At 43.0% G+C, this 21,893-nt stretch carries 19 protein-coding genes and 2 pseudogenes; 17 read left to right on the top strand and 4 right to left on the bottom strand.

The genetic code is table 11. From position 1 onward, the window contains the following. Positions 1–89: 89 nt before the first annotated feature. Together QV280_RS14910 and QV280_RS14905 are read right to left on the bottom strand one after the other, a co-directional pair. Positions 90–746 carry an HAD-IA family hydrolase gene (locus QV280_RS14910; RefSeq protein ID WP_023403731.1) on the bottom strand — a complete coding sequence of 219 codons (657 nt, stop codon included), beginning with the start codon at positions 744–746 and terminating at the stop codon, positions 90–92. Positions 747–872: 126 nt separating this feature from the next. Continuing rightward, complete coding sequence (locus QV280_RS14905; protein ID WP_152820788.1) at positions 873–1,445, bottom strand: hypothetical protein; 573 nt, start codon at positions 1,443–1,445, stop codon at positions 873–875. Between the two features lie 152 nt (positions 1,446–1,597). Here QV280_RS14905 and QV280_RS14900 point away from each other — a divergent pair. The 4 genes and pseudogenes from QV280_RS14900 to QV280_RS14885 all read left to right on the top strand — a co-directional run. Then, a pseudogene (locus QV280_RS14900) lies at positions 1,598–2,047 on the top strand (CreA family protein); the annotation flags it as partial. Positions 2,048–2,270: 223 nt separating this feature from the next. After that, positions 2,271–3,575, top strand: a complete 1,305-nt coding sequence (locus tag QV280_RS14895; protein ID WP_023403728.1) for an inosine/guanosine kinase — start codon at positions 2,271–2,273, stop codon at positions 3,573–3,575. A gap of 69 nt (positions 3,576–3,644) precedes the next feature. Beyond that, positions 3,645–4,274: a thioredoxin domain-containing protein gene (locus QV280_RS14890; protein WP_152820786.1), complete on the top strand. Its 630-nt coding sequence runs from the start codon at positions 3,645–3,647 to the stop codon at positions 4,272–4,274. 8 nt (positions 4,275–4,282) lie between these two features. Continuing rightward, the gene (locus QV280_RS14885; protein ID WP_023403726.1) at positions 4,283–4,756 is read left to right on the top strand and encodes an FKBP-type peptidyl-prolyl cis-trans isomerase; all 474 of its coding nucleotides are present in this window, start codon (positions 4,283–4,285) and stop codon (positions 4,754–4,756) included. 118 nt (positions 4,757–4,874) lie between these two features. Here QV280_RS14885 and QV280_RS14880 read toward each other — a convergent pair whose 3' ends face one another. Beyond that, complete coding sequence (locus QV280_RS14880) at positions 4,875–5,492, bottom strand: beta-phosphoglucomutase family hydrolase (RefSeq protein WP_152820784.1); 618 nt, start codon at positions 5,490–5,492, stop codon at positions 4,875–4,877. 99 nt (positions 5,493–5,591) lie between these two features. After that, on the bottom strand, positions 5,592–6,335 hold the full coding sequence (locus QV280_RS14875) for a DUF1223 domain-containing protein (protein ID WP_023403724.1): 744 nt from the start codon (positions 6,333–6,335) through the stop codon (positions 5,592–5,594). Between the two features lie 307 nt (positions 6,336–6,642). On the opposite strand from QV280_RS14875, the gene QV280_RS14870 reads away from it, so the two are divergent. The 13 genes and pseudogenes from QV280_RS14870 to QV280_RS14810 all read left to right on the top strand — a co-directional run bounded on the left by QV280_RS14870 (position 6,643) and on the right by QV280_RS14810 (position 21,832). Then, positions 6,643–7,185, top strand: a complete 543-nt coding sequence (locus QV280_RS14870) for a heme NO-binding domain-containing protein (protein WP_023403723.1) — start codon at positions 6,643–6,645, stop codon at positions 7,183–7,185. A gap of 24 nt (positions 7,186–7,209) precedes the next feature. Beyond that, entirely contained in the window at positions 7,210–8,919 is a 1,710-nt protein-coding gene (locus QV280_RS14865) for an ATP-binding protein (protein ID WP_152820782.1), read from the top strand. 272 nt (positions 8,920–9,191) lie between these two features. Continuing rightward, positions 9,192–9,524, top strand: coding sequence for an STAS domain-containing protein (locus QV280_RS14860; RefSeq protein ID WP_023403721.1), 333 nt, complete (start codon positions 9,192–9,194; stop codon positions 9,522–9,524). Between the two features lie 51 nt (positions 9,525–9,575). Further along, positions 9,576–10,403 carry an OmpA family protein gene (locus tag QV280_RS14855; protein ID WP_152820780.1) on the top strand — a complete coding sequence of 276 codons (828 nt, stop codon included), beginning with the start codon at positions 9,576–9,578 and terminating at the stop codon, positions 10,401–10,403. 52 nt (positions 10,404–10,455) lie between these two features. Beyond that, positions 10,456–12,474: pseudogene (locus QV280_RS14850) on the top strand (SLBB domain-containing protein); the annotation flags it as partial. Beyond that, on the top strand, positions 12,474–13,184 hold the full coding sequence (locus QV280_RS14845; RefSeq protein ID WP_152820776.1) for a hypothetical protein: 711 nt from the start codon (positions 12,474–12,476) through the stop codon (positions 13,182–13,184). The pseudogene QV280_RS14850 and the gene QV280_RS14845, both read left to right, overlap by 1 nt. 127 nt (positions 13,185–13,311) lie before the next feature. Next, positions 13,312–13,662, top strand: coding sequence for an Hpt domain-containing protein (locus QV280_RS14840; protein WP_367869569.1), 351 nt, complete (start codon positions 13,312–13,314; stop codon positions 13,660–13,662). Between the two features lie 32 nt (positions 13,663–13,694). Then, a complete protein-coding gene (locus QV280_RS14835; RefSeq protein ID WP_152820773.1) occupies positions 13,695–15,287 on the top strand; it encodes a sigma-54-dependent transcriptional regulator in 1,593 nt (530 codons plus the stop codon). Further along, complete coding sequence (locus tag QV280_RS14830; RefSeq protein WP_152820771.1) at positions 15,265–16,368, top strand: glycosyltransferase family 4 protein; 1,104 nt, start codon at positions 15,265–15,267, stop codon at positions 16,366–16,368. Before QV280_RS14835 ends, QV280_RS14830 begins: the two co-directional genes overlap by 23 nt. A 150-nt stretch (positions 16,369–16,518) precedes the next feature. Continuing rightward, positions 16,519–17,751: a glycosyltransferase family 4 protein gene (locus tag QV280_RS14825; RefSeq protein WP_152820769.1), complete on the top strand. Its 1,233-nt coding sequence runs from the start codon at positions 16,519–16,521 to the stop codon at positions 17,749–17,751. Further along, positions 17,741–19,018 (top strand): glycosyltransferase family 4 protein, encoded by a 1,278-nt coding sequence (locus tag QV280_RS14820; protein ID WP_152820767.1) that lies wholly within the window; start codon positions 17,741–17,743, stop codon positions 19,016–19,018. Before QV280_RS14825 ends, QV280_RS14820 begins: the two co-directional genes overlap by 11 nt. After that, the gene (locus QV280_RS14815) at positions 19,015–20,454 is read left to right on the top strand and encodes a lipopolysaccharide biosynthesis protein (protein WP_152820765.1); all 1,440 of its coding nucleotides are present in this window, start codon (positions 19,015–19,017) and stop codon (positions 20,452–20,454) included. Before QV280_RS14820 ends, QV280_RS14815 begins: the two co-directional genes overlap by 4 nt. After that, positions 20,447–21,832: an O-antigen ligase family protein gene (locus QV280_RS14810; RefSeq protein ID WP_152820763.1), complete on the top strand. Its 1,386-nt coding sequence runs from the start codon at positions 20,447–20,449 to the stop codon at positions 21,830–21,832. The genes QV280_RS14815 and QV280_RS14810 overlap by 8 nt, the downstream gene beginning before the upstream one ends. The last annotated feature ends 61 nt before the right edge of the window (positions 21,833–21,893 follow it).

Here is a 21,893-nt window from a genome sequence, read left to right as displayed (position 1 = left end):
TATAGGTAGGAAACCTCAATTAAATTTTAACTGAGTATACTCGACTTACGGCGGAACGCTAAGTGCTAAATCCAGTACGAATACGAGTGCTAATTAACTGACTCTGCAGTACAAAATTGCAAAATTTCACTTAAATCATGAATGCTGATCGCACCTTCTGCAGTCGATTTTGGTGATAAGTGATTGGGACGATAATGCAAGGTGGTGATGTTAGCCGCCACGCCGGCACGGACACCTTGTAGCGTATCATCAACAAACAAGCAGTCTTTGCCTTGGAAGCCCATTCCCATTGCGGCGTATTGGATAAGATCAGGATCAGGCTTCCAGCTGTTCGCCTCAAAAGCACTGAACATAGCATCTTTGAAATAACCAGCTAAGCCACTGATTTCCAATTTATACTCTAGTTTGCTCAGCGGTCCGTTTGAAACAACGCACACTTCGATATCCATTTCTTTAAGCTTATCTAAAACCATAATGGCATTTTTAGATGGGTTTAATTGGTCTTGAAAAAGTACCTTACTTTTCTCGCGGTACATCATCGCCAACTGATCAATGTCGGCTTTAACGCCGAGCCTCTCAGAGGTTTCTAGCAAAATATCAGTGAGCTTGCCACCATTAAAATGCTTGAGCGTGTCTTCCATACTTAATTGCGCGCCAAAGCTGTTAAATACACTGACCAAAGCTTGGCAGCATAGTTTTTCGCTATCAACTAACGTCCCTTCACAGTCAAAAATCACACATTTCATTGATTGCCTTTCCGTAGCATTCCACTGATTATAATCCCTTTATAACCAAGAATTTGCCTAGTGGGAAAAGACTAATTTATTTACTGTTAGCTCAGGCACGATAAGTTTTTCATTAACCGACTCAGATCACTTTATGCATGTCGCCTTATGCACATAGATGCATTGCTTATGTTCGATTTGAGCTAACTGATTTGAAAAAATATTGAGTATGGATGAAATTTCAGCGTTGCTGTTTAGCGAATCATCGAGCAGCAAATCTGACACTAAGACGCCTACTTGGGATAGCGGATCATGAGACAGGGAAACGATAGCAACCCCTGCGACCTCGTTACCAGAGAAACCTAACCACAATGAATGTGGTGCTTGTTCATCTAAAATGATCTGCGCAAAGAACTCTTGTAGATATTCTTTAGATGCCACTGGAACTTGGCTATGTTTGGCAAAAAATTGTGAAAAGAGCACCGTCAATTTGTGAAAATCGGCCTTTATCCAATCTAATTGTGCATGTGCTAATTGCGCTTCTATCTTTGACAATTCTATAGCATCAATCGTATTTTCCGCTTCAATCAAATCAAGATAACAAGCCTTACCCAATACACTTTCGCGCGTAGGAAAGTCCACATCCACCTGAGAAAAAAGCCACTGATTCTTTAGTTGCTGTAGTTGTTCAATATTAGATTCTGACTTCTCATTACTCATAATGATGCTCGTTTTAAAATTTGATTAAAGGATACACCCGGAATAACGCTGGAACAATTCTTTATCAAACAAACGCTTATTTAAACAAGACTGACGCTATGTGTTAAACTCTAACGTACTTAATAGGCTTAATAATTTCTCGGAAAACCGCAATGAAGAAAATTGCTCTTTTAGCTCCACTGCTGGCACTCACTCTTGTTGGGTGTGATAAAAACGAAGTTGGTGATGTCTCGCTTGGTCTTTTTACGACTAAAGATATCAAAATCGATATTTTAGTTGACCCTATCGTCACTGGCGTTACCTGTCATGTTGCGAGCATTGAAGCGAATCTAGATCTTGCCGATCCTTCCGATTCAGCAATTTCTTGCCGACAAACTGGCGAAATTACCGCAGACATGATTGCCAAAATTGACACATCAAAATCCGGTGAAATCGTTTTTCAAAAATCAAAAAGTGTCTTCTTTAAAACGATGAAAATTCGTCGTATTTTGGATAAAAACTCACAAACTTTAATGTATGTGTCTTACTCCACTAAAGAGACTTCCGGCAGTTATAAACACAGCCTATCAACGGTTCCATTATGGGGTACAGCGGCCTACCAATACCCTGCTGGCACAGCGCCAACAGCCTCATCATCTGCTAAAAGCAATACCACCGAGCCGGCTAAACCAATGACGGTTGGTGATGCCACGGCTAAAAATAGTGATGTATCCTACTAAGGTTTATTTATGCAGGTTTAACCGCCTACAAATTAGCCAGTTATAGATAAGAGCAGAGTATTCCCTGTGATATACTCTGCATATCTATATTTTATGTTACGAATTTATGAAGTTTCCAGGTCAAAGAAAGTCAAAGCATTACTTCCCGATCCATTCTCGCGATCCATTAGTAAATCAGATCCGTCAAACCCCTAAGTTATCAAGACCAACCATAGTGGGTGTAGGACAAACGATTGTAGATATTGAAGCGCGCGTAAGTGATGACTTTTTGGCAAAGTACTCTTTGAGCAAAGGCCATTCTCTGGTGGTTGAGCAAGAAGTGGCTGATGCTCTTTACCAAGAGTTGGTAGAAAAAGACTTGATTACCCACGAGCACCCTGGCGATACCATAGGCAACACCTTGCACAACTATTCAGTATTGGCCGACAGTAAATCCGTGTTACTGGGCGTGATGTCGAAAAATATTGATGTGGGTAGCTACGCCTATCGTTACTTATGTCGAACCTCTTCGAGAGTAAACCTTAATCACCTGCAAAAAGTAGACGGTTCTATTGGTCGTTGCTATACCCTGATTTCCGATGATGGCGAACGCACCTTTGCAATTAACGAAGGCGACATGAATCAACTGCTTCCAGAAAGCATTCCTGAATATGTGTTCGAAAAAGCCAGTGCGCTCGTGGTTTCCTCTTACCTAATGCGTGGCAAGCCAGAAGACCCGATGCCACAAGCGGTGCAACGCGCTGTGGAAATCGCCAAACAAAACAATATCCCGGTAGTGCTAACCTTAGGCACAAAATACGTTATTGAAGGCAATGCCGATTGGTGGCAGCAATTCATCAAAGCGAATGTCACTATCGTAGCGATGAACGAAGAAGAAGGGGAAGCCTTAACCGGTGAAAAAGATCCTCTTTTGGCAGCCGATAAAACCTTAGAATGGGTAGATTTGGTCTTGTGTACCGCAGGCTCTGTTGGGTTGTATATGGCCGGTTACACTGAAAACGAACGCAAACGCCCAACTGAATCTATCTTGTTACCAGGAAATATTCCTGAATTTAATAAATTCGAATATAGCCGCCCTATGCGTTATACCGACTGCCAAGAGCCTGTGCGCATTTACTCGCACATATCGCCTTATTTAGGCGGCCCTCTGGAAATTAAAAATACCAATGGCGCAGGCGATGGCGCGTTATCTGCATTGCTGCATGATATTGCGGCGAACACGTACCACAAAAGAAATGTTCCAGCGTCACAAAAACATCATGCTCCATATTTAACCTATTCGTCTCTATCGCAAATTTGCAAATACGCAAACCGTGTCAGTTATGAATTGCTCACTCAACACTCTCCTCGTCTTTCAAAAACACTGCCAGAACGAGAAGACAGCCTAGAGGAAGCGTACTGGGACAGATAAACACATTACTTTAAGGGCGGTAATCTCTATCGCCCATTAACCCACCCTACAATAAAGACTTAACAGACTATGATAAAAATAATCAAAACACTTAGCCTGCTGTTTGCTTCTTTGGTTTTACTGACGGCCTGCAGTGAAAATCAAACACCAGAATTAAACAAGCAATATTCTGAACTGCCTAACGACATCAGTAGCTTGATACAAGAGCCTGTTGTGGAAGTCTTTTCATTAACCTGTGGGCATTGCCTACAAATGGAAAAATTTCTGCCTGAAATAGAACAAGGTATTAATCAGCCTATCGGTAAAGTGCACGTTACTTTCAACGAAAGCGCACAAGCTGCAGCCATGTTCTACTATGCCGCTGCCATGCAATCCGATTCAGGTAAACCTGATCAAGAAATGATGACAGAACTGTTTAACCTCTATCATGCCAGTGACGACTTAACCTCTGATCAGAGAAAACAAAAATTAGAAAATGCATTTCATAATAAAGGCATGACCTCACCTTATGATCTCAACCAAGCGCAGAAAGAAAAACTGTTCGCAGCGGTTACAAACGCGGCCGATATTACCGGTAAAGGCATGATTAACTCAGTTCCTACCTTTATCATAAACGGCAAATATATGGTGATCACATCAGCTCATGATGATGTTCAATCAATTGCCAATACAATTAACTTCTTAATTTCTAAAGGATAATGCCTCACATGTCTAAGTTTCTCATTCCTGCCATAGTCGTGCTATTGGCTTCATTCATGATTTACCGCGTTTGGACCAATCACAAAACGGGGAAAGAAAATATCGCTATTGGTCAGGCATTTTTGCAAGAAAACGGACAGCGTGAAGGCGTAGTCACTACAGACAGCGGCCTGCAATACGAAGTGTTAGTTAAAGGTGATGGAGAAATCCACCCACAACCAACCAGTATCGTCAAAGTGCACTATCATGGCACACTGATCGACGGCACAGTGTTTGACAGCACGGTTGAGCGTGATAAACCTATCGAATTTCCACTTAATCGCGTGATTCACGGTTGGCAAGAAGGCTTACAATTGATGGTTGTGGGTGATAAATTCCGCTTCTTTATCCCGAGCAACCTTGCCTACGGCAAAAGTGGCAACGGTCCAATCCCTGGCTCTGCAACACTAATTTTTGATGTTGAACTACTGGATATTAAATAACGCCAGTAGTAGTAATTGATATAAACTGAAAAAGGACTTCATAACGGAAGTCCTTTTTGTTTTTCATAAACTCATTTTTCCTGCGCTAGTTCTGATCACTTACTTAGTGTGATTGGTATTATTCAGTAAATACCGCTTCCGCTACGGGTTTAAACACAAAGCCTGTCTCGGTCACTAAATAACAATCCATTCCGGCCGCATGTGCCGCTTGTAAACCTAATAGTGTGTCTTCAAACACTACGCACTGGCTCGGTTGACATTTTATCTGCTCAGCGGCTAACAAAAAGGTATCCGGGAACGGTTTATGATTATTAACCTCAGTTGCTGTGACTACCGCGTCAAAATAATCAAATACACCACGTGATTTTAGTAACTCGTGCGCCCCTTGTCGTTGAGCGCCGGTGCCTATCGCCACTTTCTTGTCATCCATATTGTCTAGCAGCACTTGATGCGTGATCTCAATCAACTCACCTTTGACTTCATTTTGCGCAAACTGCTGCAGTTTAAAGCCAGACACTAAAACAGGATCCAGATCCAAGCCAAAACGACGATTTATTTCTAGCACTATTTTATGGCTAGGCATTCCGCCTAAACTGTGTAACCAAGCAGGATCAAAATCAAAACCGAACTCATCGGCTGTTGTTTGCCAAGCCGCCACATGAGCGGGCATAGTATCGATAAGAGTGCCGTCCATATCAAAAATAACACCCTGATATTTTTCAAGTTTTGGTTGCATCCGTCTGCTCTCTTTAATTAAGTATTTTGACCACTCTACCAAACTAAAAAGACAAAACAATCTCATAAATGAAACAAACTTATTTCTATTTCGATTAATTTATCGTACCCAACCTGCCACTGTCTGATAAGGGGCAAATTCACCTGGCTTAGTCAGCCACACTGCAACAGCGTCAATCTTTCTAGTGTTATCTCTATCATTCGGGGAAAACGTCCACTGAGCTTGAGTGCGCTGATCCGCTATTTGTTGTTCTAACACAATAAAATCATGGTGTAGGATTTTGCCCCTATTTTCGCCCTTTTTCACTGCTGTTTTCTCACCCATCGCCAACCATGCAATATGCGCGGTATAAGTTCCCTCGCCTAAAAACGTGACACTGTAATTATCATTACGACGCTCTAACCGCAATTTAGGCGCCACTGCTCCTAGAGCTTGCGGAAGCGTGCGACTCAGTGGATTGAAAAAGCCTCGCCACTCTTTACCATCCACCACAAAACCTGGAGTATAGACACTCGCGACTACCCCATAACTGCGGTAAAGACGTTGTTTTTGACTAAAAGAGGGATGGGCAAAGCGATCTTTCCAACCAATATAATCCCAATAATCTACATGGTAAGCTAACGGAATGATCCCCTGCCACAAATCTTCCCTAGCGGTAAATTTCGACAAATATGTATCCGCTGGCGGACAGCTAGAACACCCTTCAGAGGTGAAAAGCTCAATGAGGCGGGCCGGCTTTCCTTGATGTGACCAGACTTGATAATCACTTTGCGCATAGGCTGTACCTAAGCTCACTATTTGTGTCACTAAAGGTAAAAGGAACGTCGATAAAATAAAGCGCATACAAGCCTCCTTAAGCTGACTGTTTATTTAAAGACCTTACCTTGGATGTTTATCTTTCATTTTCATCAAATCTAAATCCACAGCCAAAGCAGTGATTCAGGCTTACCTTTTCATCAAAAGAGTGATTGAGTCCCTGATTAAAAAATAAGTGTTCACAAAGAATTAACCTTGCGCTTCATGGATAATGGAATGTAATTTCCCCTCTAACACACACTTTATCGACAAATTAACCTGAAGTTATTGTTTTTCTTATGATCCTGTACAAGAATCGTTATTGATAATGCACGTTTGTTAGGAGAAAGTAACAATGAAAGGAATCATTTTCACTGAGTTTTTAGAGTTGGTTGAAAATCACTTTGGCTTAGAGGTGTTGGATCAAGTATTAGAAATGTCCAAAGATGAAGGTATTTACACTTCGGTCGGCAGTTACGATCACAAAGATCTGGTCACGCTTATTGTCAACCTAAGTAAAACTTCTGATATTCCGGCAGCACACCTGCAAGAAGTGTTTGGTGAATCAGTATTTAAAAAACTGCTCGCCACTATGCCACCAGCCGCAGCACTAGCGCATAGCACCAATAGCTTTGAGTTTATTCGTCATGTTGAAGACTATATTCACGTAGAAGTGAAAAAACTCTACCCTGACGCTGTGCCACCTTCATTTGAGTTTATTTCCGAAACAGAAACTGAGCTAATACTGAATTATAAAAGTGCTCGCTGTATGTCGCACGTTTGTTTAGGGCTGATCAAAGGTTGTGCCAACCACTTTGGACAGCAACTCAATATACAGATGAAGCCTTTAAATGACAGCGGCAGTGAAGTTCGCTTTAACATCACTTTACTTGATTAATTTACCTCAATACTGAGAATTGCTATGACAGATCAAGATGTTGATTTAAAGCTAATACAACGCAAACTGGCTCGAGAAATGGCATCTCGAAAACAAGCGGAAAGCTTGTTAGAGCAAAAAAGCCTAGAGCTTTTTGAAACCAATCAAAAGCTTGAACTGGCTGTCGCTCAGTTGGAGAAGTCATCGGCACAAGACATTCTTAAACTTGAGTTTCAACAGCAAATCGATGCCCTACTTATCTATTTTGGACGAGCATTTTTAGACCACCACTTGGATGACGTTTTACTATCGCAATTGGTTGGCAAGGTGTGTGAAAGCTCGCTTATTAAAACCTGCTACCTGCAATTAAACGCCACTCTCAATTTAGGACTTAAACATCCCTTTTATGGCCATCAAATCCAGATAAACCCAGACAGTTTCAAATTGCAGTGGCGAGGGTCACAGCTTGATATTCCATTGATTGTTAATCGAGAAAAGATAGGCCAACTCAGTATCGGCGTACAAGACACCGAACAAGATCACCAATTTATTGAGCAACCTCTGCGTTTAATTGCCGATCTTTTGTGTCGCGCCGTTAACCGTCAGCAAATTATTTATCGCAATATTGAATCGAGGAAAAAGGCTGAACAATCCGAGCGCGCCACTCGCGATTTTTTAGCCATGATCAACCATGAATTACGCACTCCGCTCAATGGTTTATTGGGCAGTTCCGAGTTGCTACAAGGAACAGAACTCGATGATCACCAACAAGATCTGGTAGAGAACCTGTCGCAATCGGGCGAGTTCTTACGTGTCATCATTAATGATTTACTGGATTACAGCAAAATAAACGCCGACATGTTTACTCTACTGCCGCGTAAGTTTGAAATACGTTCGCTATTAAAAACTTTATCCAGCATTTTTAACTCTAAAGCGCAGGAGCGTGCTCTCAGCTTTCACATTAACCTCGCAGATGATGTGCCCTGCGCCGTAGAAGGTGATATGGAGCGTATCACGCAAATATTTGTCAATCTTATTGGCAATGCGGTGAAATTTACAGACCAAGGCTCGGTGACGCTCAATTTAGGTTGGAATAATGGTCAATTGCAGTTTCAAGTGATTGATACGGGGATTGGTATTAGCCCCAAAGCGCAGAAAAAACTTTTTCAACCCTTTACCCAAGTTGACCGCTCAAGCAAACGCAGTTTTGAAGGTACCGGGCTTGGGCTTGCCATTTGTAACCAACTGATACAACTTATGGGCGGTTCTATTAGCCTACAAAGTACCCTCAACGTCGGCACCACGTTTACTGGCCAAATCCCGCTACGCAAGGTCGATCATCTGCCAAGTGCCGCGAAAGACCCTGCAAAGCAATTAACCAAACAGCTACCGCAAGACCTGTCGGTATTAGTGGTAGACGATATACGTATGAATCAAATCATCATCAAAGAGATGCTGGCTAAGCTCAATATCGTGCCCGATATTGCCAACAATGGTTTAGAAGCCGTAACCGCCACTTCAAACAAATCTTACAGCATGATTTTAATGGATTGCCGAATGCCAACTATGGATGGCTTTGAAGCAACGCAAAAAATCCGCGGTCTTGGGATGAACATGCCCATTATTGCCCTAACCGCAAGCACCACACTTTCTGAGCGCGAGATGTGTTTTAACTGTGGTATGGATGATGTATTAACTAAGCCTTATCGCTCCGCCGATATTCAAAACATGCTAGTAAAATGGTGTAAAAACTAAAAGCTGTTTACCTTAGGTTTTTCGTTAGCAACATTAAGCTGTCGTTTAACTACTAGCCACAAGCCCCTTTATCGTTTGTCCTTGTACTCTTAAATGAGCCTAATCATAGTCTTCTCCATTTAAGAATCCAACGTTATCAAAATAGGAAACGGCTTTTCTCAATTTAAGAAAAGCCAATAAGTCGTTGTTTTTAAATGATAATATTTCTGGCACGCTTCCTGCTATCTATTAAATACGCTCACAAGAGCGATGTTTAATTAGGAGATCATGTCATGGAACTACAAAAAATCGAATCAAGCGACACTCTACTGACTCTAGCGGTCTTTGGTGATTTTAATGCTCAAGCCAGTAAACAGGCGCAAATATGCATTGATGATGTGCTCAGCGATGATTTTCATCCGCAAATTGAAATCGACCTAGAACATGTGGACTTTATGGACACCTCTGGAATTGGCGCCATTGTGTATTTGTATAAACGTTTGGTTGAAAGCGATCGCAATATGAGTATCAAAAATGCACACGGACAACCATTGAAAATGATGGAACTGCTGCGCATTGGACAAGCAATTCCAGTGACCACGCAAGACGCCGCTCTTGAACACTAAAGTCACTCACAAGGAAGTGAGTCGTAACACAACGTCAGATGGAGAGAAACGATGAAATGGATACATCCTCGCACAATCAGCCCAATATTATTAACCACACTAATTTTGACAGGCTGTACAAGCTACCCTGATGATGGGGCTGGTGGTATGGGAGAATATACCGCTATGTCTGATTTCTCTCCCGTATTCCCAGAGGAGCCGCTAGGTCCTGAACATGGTTTACGTTTTGATTTCCACCTTGCCAAGCTGCAGCTGGATAGCCTGATAAACCAAGGTGCTCAGTGGTGTTTTCCCGCGGCTGTTATTCAAGCAGAAACCAAAGAAAAGCGCATTGCTAGGGAGTTAGAAGGTCACTTATTGCTAGATGCCGCTAACGACATTGTTATTTTAAGAAAAAACCTTAATAAACTTGAGCTTCAATTGGACTATGTCACTGGCGAAACTCAGTGTGTGCCACCTTCGCAAAACAGTGCATTTCAAAGTGATAAAGTCATCATCACCAAGCTAGTTGACTTGCTTAATATTGATAATCAATTCGCAGTCGGTTCCACCGAAATAAACCCAAAATACATGGGACACCTTGCGCAAGCCGCCAGTATTTTAAAGCAGCATCGACATTTGAAACTAAGCGTCACAGGCCACGCCGATATGTCAGGCAGCGCCGAATACAATGAAAAACTGGCAATGGCCCGCGCAAAACAAGTCGAACGTTATTTGATTATTTTTGGGCTAGAAACCGCCCGAATCCAAACCTTATCTGTTGGTGAAACTCTACCACTTACCGAAGGTGATACCCCTGCTATTCGTTTAACAAACCGTCGAGTCAGTATCGATATTATTTCGACTAAAGCCCAAGGAGGCGGCTATGAACATCTTTAAGATTTTACTGATTATGATGGTAAGTATCAGTTTCCATGTTATGGCGAAACCGGTGCAAATTGGCGACCTTATCCAAGTCAATCTTCCCGGTGAAGAATCCTTAAACAAGGGCTTTCAGGTGGATAAATCAGGGCGAATCACTTTGCCAGAAGTGGGCCCAACGTATGTGGCCGGCTTTGAGGAAGAGCAGCTAAGCAAAGTGGTTAAAGACGCTTTAAGCAAAGTGTACCGCGATCTCTCTAACGCCAGTATTTACGTATCTGAGCGTCAAATCTTATTATCAATTCAAGGCTATGTGCGCTCACCGGGAGAATACACACTCCCTGAATCCTCCACCATTCAAATGGCGCTGTACGCCGCAGGGGGCATTCGCCCTGGTGCTCAACTAAATAAACTGCAAATTAAGCGTGGCAGTGACATCAATGAATTTAACTACAAAACGTTCTTAGATACAGGAAGTGAAACTAGCCTGCCTAAACTGAAATCGTTAGATACGATCTTTGTTCCCGCCTCGCCAATGGTGGGTAACATTGAGCAAGAATTTGATGCTGCCAAACTGGCAAATGCTGGCGATAGCGCTGATTCACGCAAAGCCATTAAAGTATTTGGTGAAGTGAATGCGCCCGGCTCTTTTAGCTTTAAAACCAATACCGACTTGGTGGATATCATCATGCGCTCAGGAGGCGTAACTCGTTATGCCAGCGTTGAGCAAATTCGCGTTATTTCTGGCAATACCCCAACCATTTTTAACTTAAAGCGCTATCTAGATAGTGGCGACGAATCGTTACTGCCGCGCTTAAATCCCGGTGCCATTGTGTTTGTGCCGAAAATGGAAGAAGAGATCAAATCAGGTGCCAACATGGTGTATGTCATGGGCGAAGTCGCCGCACCCGGCGCATTTGAAGGTAAACCTGGCGCTACTTTTATGGATATTCTAGCCAATGCTGGCGGGCCAACCCGCTTTGCAGAATCTCGTCAAATCCGTTTGATCAAAGCAGATGGGCGCGTAATTAAGTTTGATCTTACCGCTTTCACTGAAGGTCTAGGCGGCGCTCGACCACCGGCTATTGCCAACGGGGATGCTATTTTCGTTCCTGAAAAAACCGATATGAACGAGAAGTCATGGTTAAAAATATCCCCAGATCGCGCGGTTAACGTAATTGGTGAGGTGGTACGTCCGGGACGTATTGAATGGTCCGATGAAATGGATCTCATGGATCTGTTAGCCCATGTGGGTGGCCCTACCTTGCGCGCCGATACGACCACCATTGAAGTGGTTGATAGCGAACGAAAAGTACAAGTATTTGATTTAGATGCTTATATCAGAAATGGCGCTAAACGCTCACAACTGCCTCATATCGCGGCGGGTTCTATCATTCGTGTGCACGACCTGCCACAGGACCCTTCTGACAATAAATCTCAGTGGGTACGTCAAAAATCAGAAGCGTCTATTTATGTGTTTGGTCAAGTCAATGCTCCCGGGCGCTATCGTTTCACCAAAGAAATGCACTTTTTAGATATTCTGTCGGCTGCCGATGGCCCAACCAAAGACGCTGACATTCATAACATCCGCATTACTCATCGTGATAAGACCTACTCACAGGTCAGTAAATTGAATTTGTCTTTGTATTTCGAGACGGGAGATGAATCACTGCTTCCCGTTGTCACTACTGGCGACACCATCTATATCCCAGAAAAAGACAAAAATTGGCTCGACCGTTCAAAAGAATCTACGGTGCGCGTATTAGGCGCAGTGAACAATCCCGGACGATATGTGTTTGATGACAACATGACTCTTTTAGACTTGCTTGCAGAAGCAGGAGGCCCAAGTGAGCAAGCCTATTTGCAAAAAATCAGCGTGGTCAATATGTCTTGTTGCCAAAGCCAAGCTCGAGTTTTTGATTTGGTGGAGTTTAGTAAAACAGCTAACTTTCGCAAATTACCTGTCATTCGCGCAGGAGACACCGTTTACATTCCTCATCAACGCGAAAGCTTAATGGAAAAGGCGCGCAATGGACTGGATGATGTCTTAAAAATTGCTACCACCATCATATTGATAGGAGCACTGTAATGATTCACAGCACCCATTCAGAATTGACGCCAATGTTTCTGCAATTAGAACTGGCCAACATGCGCAGTGTTTGCCTAATTGGCAACAAACCTCGTGCGGGTGTGACTACCTTTGCCTGCGCACTCGCCGAGCAATATATGCTATCGGGTTATCGTACTTTGCTCGTCGATTTAAATCTAGAAAATCCGCAGTTTGAACACACTTGGCCTATTAAAAACTCTGTGATTGAAGAGGCTGATCTTCAAAGTTCAGAAGTCCATTGGGTGCAAAACCGCCACACGCTACAAATATTTAGTGGTGTGGCTGTCCCTAGCACCTTAAATCAACAAATGCCCTATCGAGACCCTCGCTCACTCGCGAAGCAGTTTGAGCTTTGGTTTAGTAAATATGATCGAATCGTCATTGACGCCGGCGCTATCAATCAGAATCAAACCCGCATTTCTCAATCTGTTATCGCCAATGCCTGTGACACAACTTTTATTACATTAGGAGCCGGCAATAGCAATAAAGAACAACTGAGCCAAGCCATCGATTATTTGACCACAGCTAATGCCAATATATTTGCTGTATTGCTCAATCAATACGCTCAACAGACGTTATCGCAACAGCTATGTCACTTGATAGGACGCAATCGCATTATCCCGAAAAAGATGAAAGAGCGATTCAATCAATACGTTCGTCGCTGGTCCTTTTTAAACCACGCCGTGTAGCCTCTAAAAAGGGTTAATTAATACTAGAAATATTGATAAATAAGAGGAATACTCAATGTTAAAGGCTTTTTACAGTCTATTTACAAAAAAGCAAATCAACACAGTATAACACAAGGAAGTTATTGCCGTGCCAGAGCCTCTTATTGATCATACTACCGTACAACAAATCATCAGTGATACCAGTGTTGAAGTCTTGCCTATTCTGATTGACAGCTACCTTGAAGAATCGCAACAACGAATCACCATAATGGCCAAAGCTGCCAAAGATAAAGATTACTCAACTCTAGAGTTTGAAAGTCATACGCTCGCAGGGACGTCTTTAGCCATTGGTGTGTGTGCGTTAGGTAAACTTGCCAAAACGATTGAGCTAGAGTGTCAAAATAAACAATACGTTAATGCACTACAAAACGCCGAATTGCTAACAAATTTAGCCCTCGAATCACAATCCGCTTTGCAAAGCTTAAAAGACGAACTATAAATTAGTAACTCATTGGTTTAAAAGGATGTTTTATGGGACCAAAAGTACTACTGGTTGAGGACTCCAACTCACTGGCCATTTTATACAAACAATACGTCAAGGATGAAGCGTACGACCTATTTCATGTGGAGACAGGTAAAGATGCAAAGCGGTTTATTCAGCATCATACCCCACAACTCGTCATTCTCGATTTAAAACTTCCCGACACCACAGGTGAAGAAATTTTAGACTGGATCAATGAGCAAGAGATCGCCACGTCGGTCATCATTGCTACCGCACATGGCTCAGTCAATACTGCGGTGAATTTGATTCAAAAAGGCGCCGATGATTTTCTTGAAAAACCCATTACCGCTGACCGTCTAAAAACATCCGTAGCATTGCACCTTAAACGTACAAAACTAGAGAGCTTAGTTAACAAGTTTGAATCAAAATTTGATCGACCTAACTATCATGGTTTTATTGGTTCAAGCCTGCCTATGCAAGCGGTGTATAAAATTATTGATGCCGCAGCGCCGACCACCGCCAGCGTCTTTATTAATGGTGAAAGTGGTACAGGCAAAGAAGTGTGCGCAGAAGCCATCCACAAACAAAGTAAACGCGCCGATAAGCCTTTTGTTGCGCTAAACTGCGGCGCAATACCGCGCGACTTAATGGAAAGTGAGATTTTTGGTCATGTTAAAGGCGCTTTTACCGGCGCAACCACCGACCGTAAAGGGGCAGCAATGCAGGCGCATGGCGGCACTTTATTTTTGGACGAGTTGTGTGAAATGGAACTGGAAATGCAAAAAAAATTGCTACGCTTTTTGCAAACTGGTAGCGTGACTCCCCTTGGTAGCAGTAAAGAACTAAAGGGTGATGTACGCATCATCTGCGCCACCAATAAAGACCCATTAAAAGAAATAGAAGCAGGTCGTTTTCGCGAAGATCTGTACTATCGAGTGCATGTTATCCCTATTACGCTGCCGCCTTTACGAGAACGCGACAAAGATATCGCCACTTTAGCCAAGCACTTTGTAAAACTGTATGCCAAACAAGATGGTAAAAAATTCACCGGCTTAACCGCTGAAACAGAAGCACGACTGAAAAATTATCCTTGGCCCGGCAATGTGCGTCAATTGCAAAATATTATGCGCAATGTTGTGGTATTAAACGATGGCACTAAAGTGGAAGTAAGCCAACTGCCACCGCCCTTGAACACTGTATCTGTCAACACCACAGCTGTGACAAAGGCTCCGATTAAGCCCGTTTCTGCAGTGCATATAACTCCAGAATCTATTACCCCAGATCCGGTAGATGCCGATCGTCACCAAGCGACTGCGCCTGTAACGCAATTTGAATCGGCATCGCCAGATGAAAAAACTCACCATGCTCCGACAACTCACGCTCCAACAACTCACGCTCCAACAACTCATGATGCTCAAGCTATGCCAAACAATGTAGCCCGAGCAGAAGAGTACGTTATCAAACCTATGTGGCAAGTTGAGCGGGAAACCATACAAAATGCCATCAAACATTGTGACGGTAACGTGATCAATGCGGCGGTGTTGCTCGACCTTAGCCCTTCTACGGTTTATCGCAAAAAGCAACAATGGGAAACCGAAGATGATTTGCAAACCAGCGAATAACCCCACTACCCCAAATGAGGTGTGGCTATTGCTAGATAGCTTCACCTTTGGTGGTATCGAAACTCATGTACTTGAATTGGCGCGAGGCATTGCCGATTTTAATGTGCCGGTTAAAGTAGTGCTACTGAGCCAATTTTCAACACCTTCCGCTATTGTGGCTAAGCTTGAACAAGCATCTATTGCTTTCCATTATCTTGCCGATTTAACTCGCCCTAAAAATTTAGCCAGTCAACCCAATGTAACAAAAGCGCCATCAAATCACTCTATCGCACAACAATGCTGGCAACTAAGACGCGCGATAAAAAAACACCAACCGATGGCCATTCATGCGCATGGCTATAAAGCCAGTATAATCAGCAAATTGGCAGTGAAAACTGTACCGGGTCTCACCCGACAAATCACAACCTATCATGCCGGAGAAGTGCCCAGTGGCAAAGTTCGTCTGTATGACGCTCTTGACCGATACAGCTCGCCACTGTCCAAGCATAGTCTGTGCGTCAGCCCGCAAATACAAGCAAGACTGCCAGTTAAAAGCCACTGCTTAAATAATTTTGTCGGTACGCAATCAGCCGTTAAGAGCCAAGGTAAACAACTGGCGTTTGTCGGGCGGTTGAGTCACGAAAAAGGTCCCGACTCTTTTTTAGATTTGGCTATGCTACATCCTGAACATTCATTTTATGTCTACGGCGACGGACCAATGCAAGAAGAATTAGCCCAACGCGCGCTGCATAATGTTCATTTGCTCGGATTTAGCAATGACATGCATCAATGCTGGCAAAACATTGGACTGCTTATTATTACCTCACGATTTGAAGGCCTACCTATGACCGCCTTAGAAGCCATGTCTAGAGGAATACCTGTGCTTGCGCTCAATGTTGGCGCATTAGAAAAACTGATTGATCAAGCTAGCAATGGTTGGGTTGTGGATGATATTACCGCCTTATCGCAATGCTTACAGCAATGGTTTGAAATGACAACACAGGAAAAAGATCACATGGCAAACAATGCCATAAACACCATTGAGCAGCACTATTCAACTCAGGCGATAGTGCCAAAAATCTTATCTCTTTATCAAAGTTAACGGCGGTTACTTAATCTTTCTTAAACTGATTCTCAATTTAAGAATAAAATCCCTCTCCATATAATCTGCATTTAAAACAACAACTTAAAATTGGCACCCTAATTGCAACACCTAAAGTAGTCATTAAATGTACGCTTTAGGGAGAACGCAATGCCCCCAACTACCCAAGTCCTTTTTGTCCATTATGGGGACCATTGGATCAGAGGCAGTGAGATGTGTCTACTCAATCTCATTGCAACCCTTTCATCGCGTTTTACTGCGGTGGTTTGGACCAATAACTCGGTCATGCACAGTAAGTTACAGTCAAAGAATATCATCACTTATTACTCTGAATTTTCTCTGATTGATTTGCAGCAGCGTACCTTTTCACTGAGTAAGTGGTTTGGGCAATACCAAACTGCAACCCACATCCTTGCACAACACAACATTGGGCTCATTCATGTAAACAGTGGCGCAGCATGTCAATGGATGACACTGGCAGCAAAAATCCATAACACGCCGCTGCTGTGCCAAATACATAGTCCTTATAATCTGCATGATCGCTTTACCCTAACCCTGCATTGCGCGCAGCAACTGATTGCTGTCAGTCATGCCGTTGCTAAGCCTTTATTAAACGAAGGCTACCCAAACTCTCAGCTTGCTGTGGTCCATAACGGCATACCAAACACACGTCTTAGCCAAAATATCGATATACGACAACGACTTAACATTGCACAAGGTGCAAAGGTTTTGATCAGTGTCGGCTCTCTTATTCATCGAAAAGGCTTTGATAAACTCATTCAGGCCCTTGCTTCTTTAAACAATACCCCGGACGAATACCATCTGATCATTATTGGAGAAGGAAGCGAGCGTCTGAATCTAATTGCGCAAACAAAACGCCTGCATCTATTAAATAACGTTCATTTTGTGGGCGAACAGAGCAATGTCGATGAATGGCTAAGTGGCGGATGCGATCTTTTTGTCAGCGGTGCCAGAAGTGAAGCGTTTGGCTTAGTGCTTGTCGAAGCTTCATTGGCCGGACTTGCCGTGGTGGCCCCTCACGTTGGCGGGATTGCTGAAGTGATTAAAGATAAGGTCAATGGGCTGCTTTACCAAAATGGACATAATGAAATTAAGGCGCTTACTCAAGCAATTAAAACACTCATCGATGATCCAAGCCTGAGACACACTCTGGCAAACAATGGACGACAAATAGCAAAGGCGCACTTCTCATTACAAACTAATACCGACAACATTGAGAGCATTTACCAACAATTACTCAATAAGCCCTCTCTAACATGGTTGGATTTAATGAAAGGCTTGTTACGCCCACTAAAAACCCTCTTCCACACTCGAGTAATGCGCCCTATTCAACAACAATTGCGAGGTCACTATGACGCCTAACCAGCCAACTAATCCATGCATTGTGTTTGACCCAATCCCTTACCACGGAGGTTCAAAAGTGGCGACCCTACTTGCCATCAAACAAGTTAACCGCCAGCAACATTCAACGTGCAATCCTTCAACTGGTAACCCTACAAATGACAAGGCCTCAATTAAGGACACACACCTTTTTCAACGCCCTTCTAAGGCTGTTCGTTTTAAGGACACACACTTTTATGTGTTAAGCGCATGCAAGCAAAGTTGGCTCAATTCTGAGGACACATCGAGCAGCGCATTGTGGCTTCCAAAAGGGTTAGCGACCCGTACACAAGGTCTATATTATTGGGTCAAACAAGTCTATTTATCCCTTTACCTACTGGCTTTTACGCTCATTATTTGGCTAAGCCAAGGTAAAAAACCCACTTCGATATTACTGGCTTCAGGACCTGGAGTGGACTTTGCCGGTTATGTGGTTGGTAAGCTGTTAAGTATTCGAGTCATTCAACTTATCCACGGTCCGGTTGGAAAAAGCCGCGCTGTGCAGTGGTGCTTAATGCAAGGGCATGCCTGTTTTTATTTGCAATCAAGCATGCGCACATTACTCGATTGCTTGCAAGTCACCTCACTGCCTAAACATTTTATGCCTTTTGCTAATGGCTTAGATGAACAAAATCTGCCTTCTAGGCATCGCTTTTCAGCCAACCCCCATCAAGTTCAATTTTTCTGGGCAGCATCTTTATTGAAATGGAAGGGCTTGGATCTTCTGCTGCATGCCACTGCTATCACGCCACTTAATCAATCATCAAGCGTGCAGGTATGTTACATCAAACCGCAACATGCCAATCTCGAACAATCTAAAATAGACACCACAATTAAGCCGATACATTGGCATCATCAGCCAGAAAACCTTGATGATATCCGCGCTCAATCCGATGTTTATATTTCCACCAGCATCAATGAACCTTTCGGACTGTCCACCCTCGAAGCGCTCTTTTCAGGCCTGATTGTCGTGATACCCCAAGACGGCGCTTTTTGGGACAGGCACCTAAAAGATGGTGTGCATTGTGTTAAATATGAGGCCAATAATGCCAATAGTTTAAGCCAAGTGATGAGTGATATTAGTCGTGATATCAAACGTTTCTATGCTATTGCTCAATCAGGCAAAGAACTTGCCGCCACTTACTTAGCCAAAGAATGTTATAGAGAAATAGTCAATGCTATTAAAGCTGACCCTTTGCAGAGTCATCAGCAAGCAATGACTGCTGAGCGATCAGGAGAAGAGTCATGAAAAAGCTCACTATTCGCCTGTCAAACGGGCAGACACAAATGGTCTGCTACGCCCTTTCGTTATTTTTTATGAAAGGCCTGTCCTTAATCATGCTACCGATTACTACGCGGTTTCTGTCGCCGGTACAAATAGGTGAATTAGAGCTTTTAGCCGTAACGGCCTCATTCATCGGCATCTTACTCTCTGGTTGTTTGCATGAAGCTTTGTACCGTTACTGCTCTAACAATAGCTCTAGTCAGCGCAAGCATGAAGTGGCCAATCAGCTGTTTTCAATGACCTTGATGATTTCTATTTGCTTAGCAACGATTGGGTTGTTGCTCACTACAGCAATAGAATGGTCGGCAAGCTGGGTGCTTTCGAAAGACACCGTGTTGATTTTGTGGCTTTCTCTAACTATTGAAGGAGCGATTGCGGTTTGTCTTGCGTGGCTTCGGATGCAAGACAAAATCAAAGCCTTTTGTCAGATTTGTATTGGTACCAGTGTGTTACAAGTCACTTTAGTGATCGGTGCTCTTTTGCTTGATTTTGACGTTATTGGAGTGCTTCTAGCAGGGTTTATAGCGCATTGTGCACAATTCTTTGCACTCATCTACAGCAGTCAACTTCGATTTTGTTTACCTAATGTCCGTTTGGTAAATACCGCACTAAGTTATTCATTACCCCTGATGCTATCGAGTATTATCGCTTTTGGGTTAAATGGGGCTGAGCGCTGGTTTATGCTTCAAGCTGAATCACTGTATATGGTGGGGCAATACGCCATTGCCGCTAAATTTGCCTTAGCATTGTGCGTTCTCATCCAACCTTTTGGTATGTGGTGGTTACCAAAACGTTACGCTATGCTAGATAAAAACAAACAAAAAGCAGCCAAAATCACCGAAATTGGGGTTATCTATATCTGTATCGCTTCTGTTAGCGTTGCTGTATTTGGCCAATACTTACTGCATTTTGCGCTCACCGAGCAGTATGCATTTGCCGCAAGCTTACTTGTTGGCGCTATTTTTATGGTGCTGGGTAAAGAATTTACCGAACTACTTAATCTTGGACTACTTTACCAAAAACAAACACGCACTATTTTGTGGGTCAACTTTAGCATCACCTTATGTACTGTGACTTGGTGCGCAATCACTTATCAATGGGGTATCTGGTCAATCATGATCAGTATTGGTTGTGCGCAGTTGCTGCGTGCAGCGCTTGTTTATTACTTGTCTCAAGGTTGCTGTTTTCTTCCCTTTCGCACAATCAGGCTATGCTTGTACCCTTTGATTACTATCTCGACACTGATTAGTATCCACAACAGTTCGCCACTCATGAGCTTGCTACTTGTTGTGATAAGTTCATTGCTGTTTTTGGCTATTTATCAGTTACCTGCAAAGAAAACCATTTCTCTACAACAAGCCAAAAGCGGCTCAATAAAACAGGCACAAGCTCATGAATAATGGTGGCGAAGGCTTACAAGATAACAAGATTGCTGTCAGTGTTACCCTGACACTATTTGTCATCAGTATAATTGCTTTGTTGTGGTGGAAAGTGCCTCATCCACTTACGGGGCTTGCGTTGTGCCTGCTTCCAATCGCGGCTTTATTGGTAATCAAACATCTGTTTTGGTTTGTCACTCTATTCGTTTTATTTTCATTTTTTAGAATTCATGAGGTGATACCCCAATTAATGCCGTTCAAATTGCCGTTACTATTGTCATTAGGGGCGCTTGCTTCTTTGTGTTGGCATGCCTTTATCAGTCGAAAACTGAGCATTTATTGGCACCCTTCAATGAAATGGTTAGTGGCATTTTGGGTATTGGTTAGCATAGGGTTGGCATTTGCTACAAACCGAGCTGAAGCCATCGCAACCTTTAAAGGCGTATATTGGAAGATAATGTTGATGACGTTAGCCATTATCTGGATCATCAATAACAAACAACAGCTGCGAAAAATATGTTGGGCCATCATTATCGCAGGCGCATTAGTGGCGTGCGTTGCATTATACAACTCAATCAATGACATAGGGCTGGTAGAAGGCACTCGCGTTACTATTGGACGCCAAATAGGTTCGATGCTTGGGGACCCTAATGATTTGGCGTTAGTATTGTTATTTCCACTGGCTTTTTGTGCCAGCTTTCTATTTAACCCTCACCTTAGATTCTTTCCTCGATTGGTCGGGTTATGCGTTCTGGTTTTATTATCGATGGCCATTGTTGCCACCCAAAGTCGTGGCGGATTATTGGGGATGATTGCCGTGTATGCGGTTTTTATTAGCCAAGCTGTTCGCTCAAAATTGCTACTGGTTAGTGTGGGGGCAATCGGGTTATTTGCGCTGTATTTTGTAGCCGGTATTGCTGATAGAGCTTCTGGCGGCGCAGCTGAAGCCGGAATTGATTCTTCATCGATGGGACGCTTATATGCGTGGCAAGCAGCAATAAAAATGGCTGTGCATAACCCTTTTACCGGTGTCGGAATTAATAATTTTTATTCCAACTATTATTTTTACAGCTCGCATTGGGATGGGCTTAATCATGCAGTGCACAGCACTTGGTTCGGTGTTCTTGCTGAAACTGGGTTTGTGGGATTAACCGTATTTATCGCCTTAATTGTCTCTCTTTTACGCACCGCTAAACGCTCCAATCGGCAATTAAAACGTATGCCAAAACCTGAGGGTTACCTAGTCAGTTCTGCCAATGCCGTATACGCAGGACTAATTGGCACTATTGTCTCGGGTACCTTCCTAACTCAAGCCTTCGTTTGGCCTATCTATATTTTAGCGGCGTTGATTATTTGCGTGTCTCACATAGTTCAAAATGATTCTCAAATTAAGAATTAGTTTTCATTAATTGGTAAGCCACTGTTTTTAAGCCTTTATATTTCTGGCACGTTCTGTGTAT

Source organism: Vibrio sp. B1Z05 (assembly GCF_052955985.1).
Note: the sequence above shows the minus strand (reverse complement) of the source record. Positions and strands in the feature narration are given on the sequence as shown.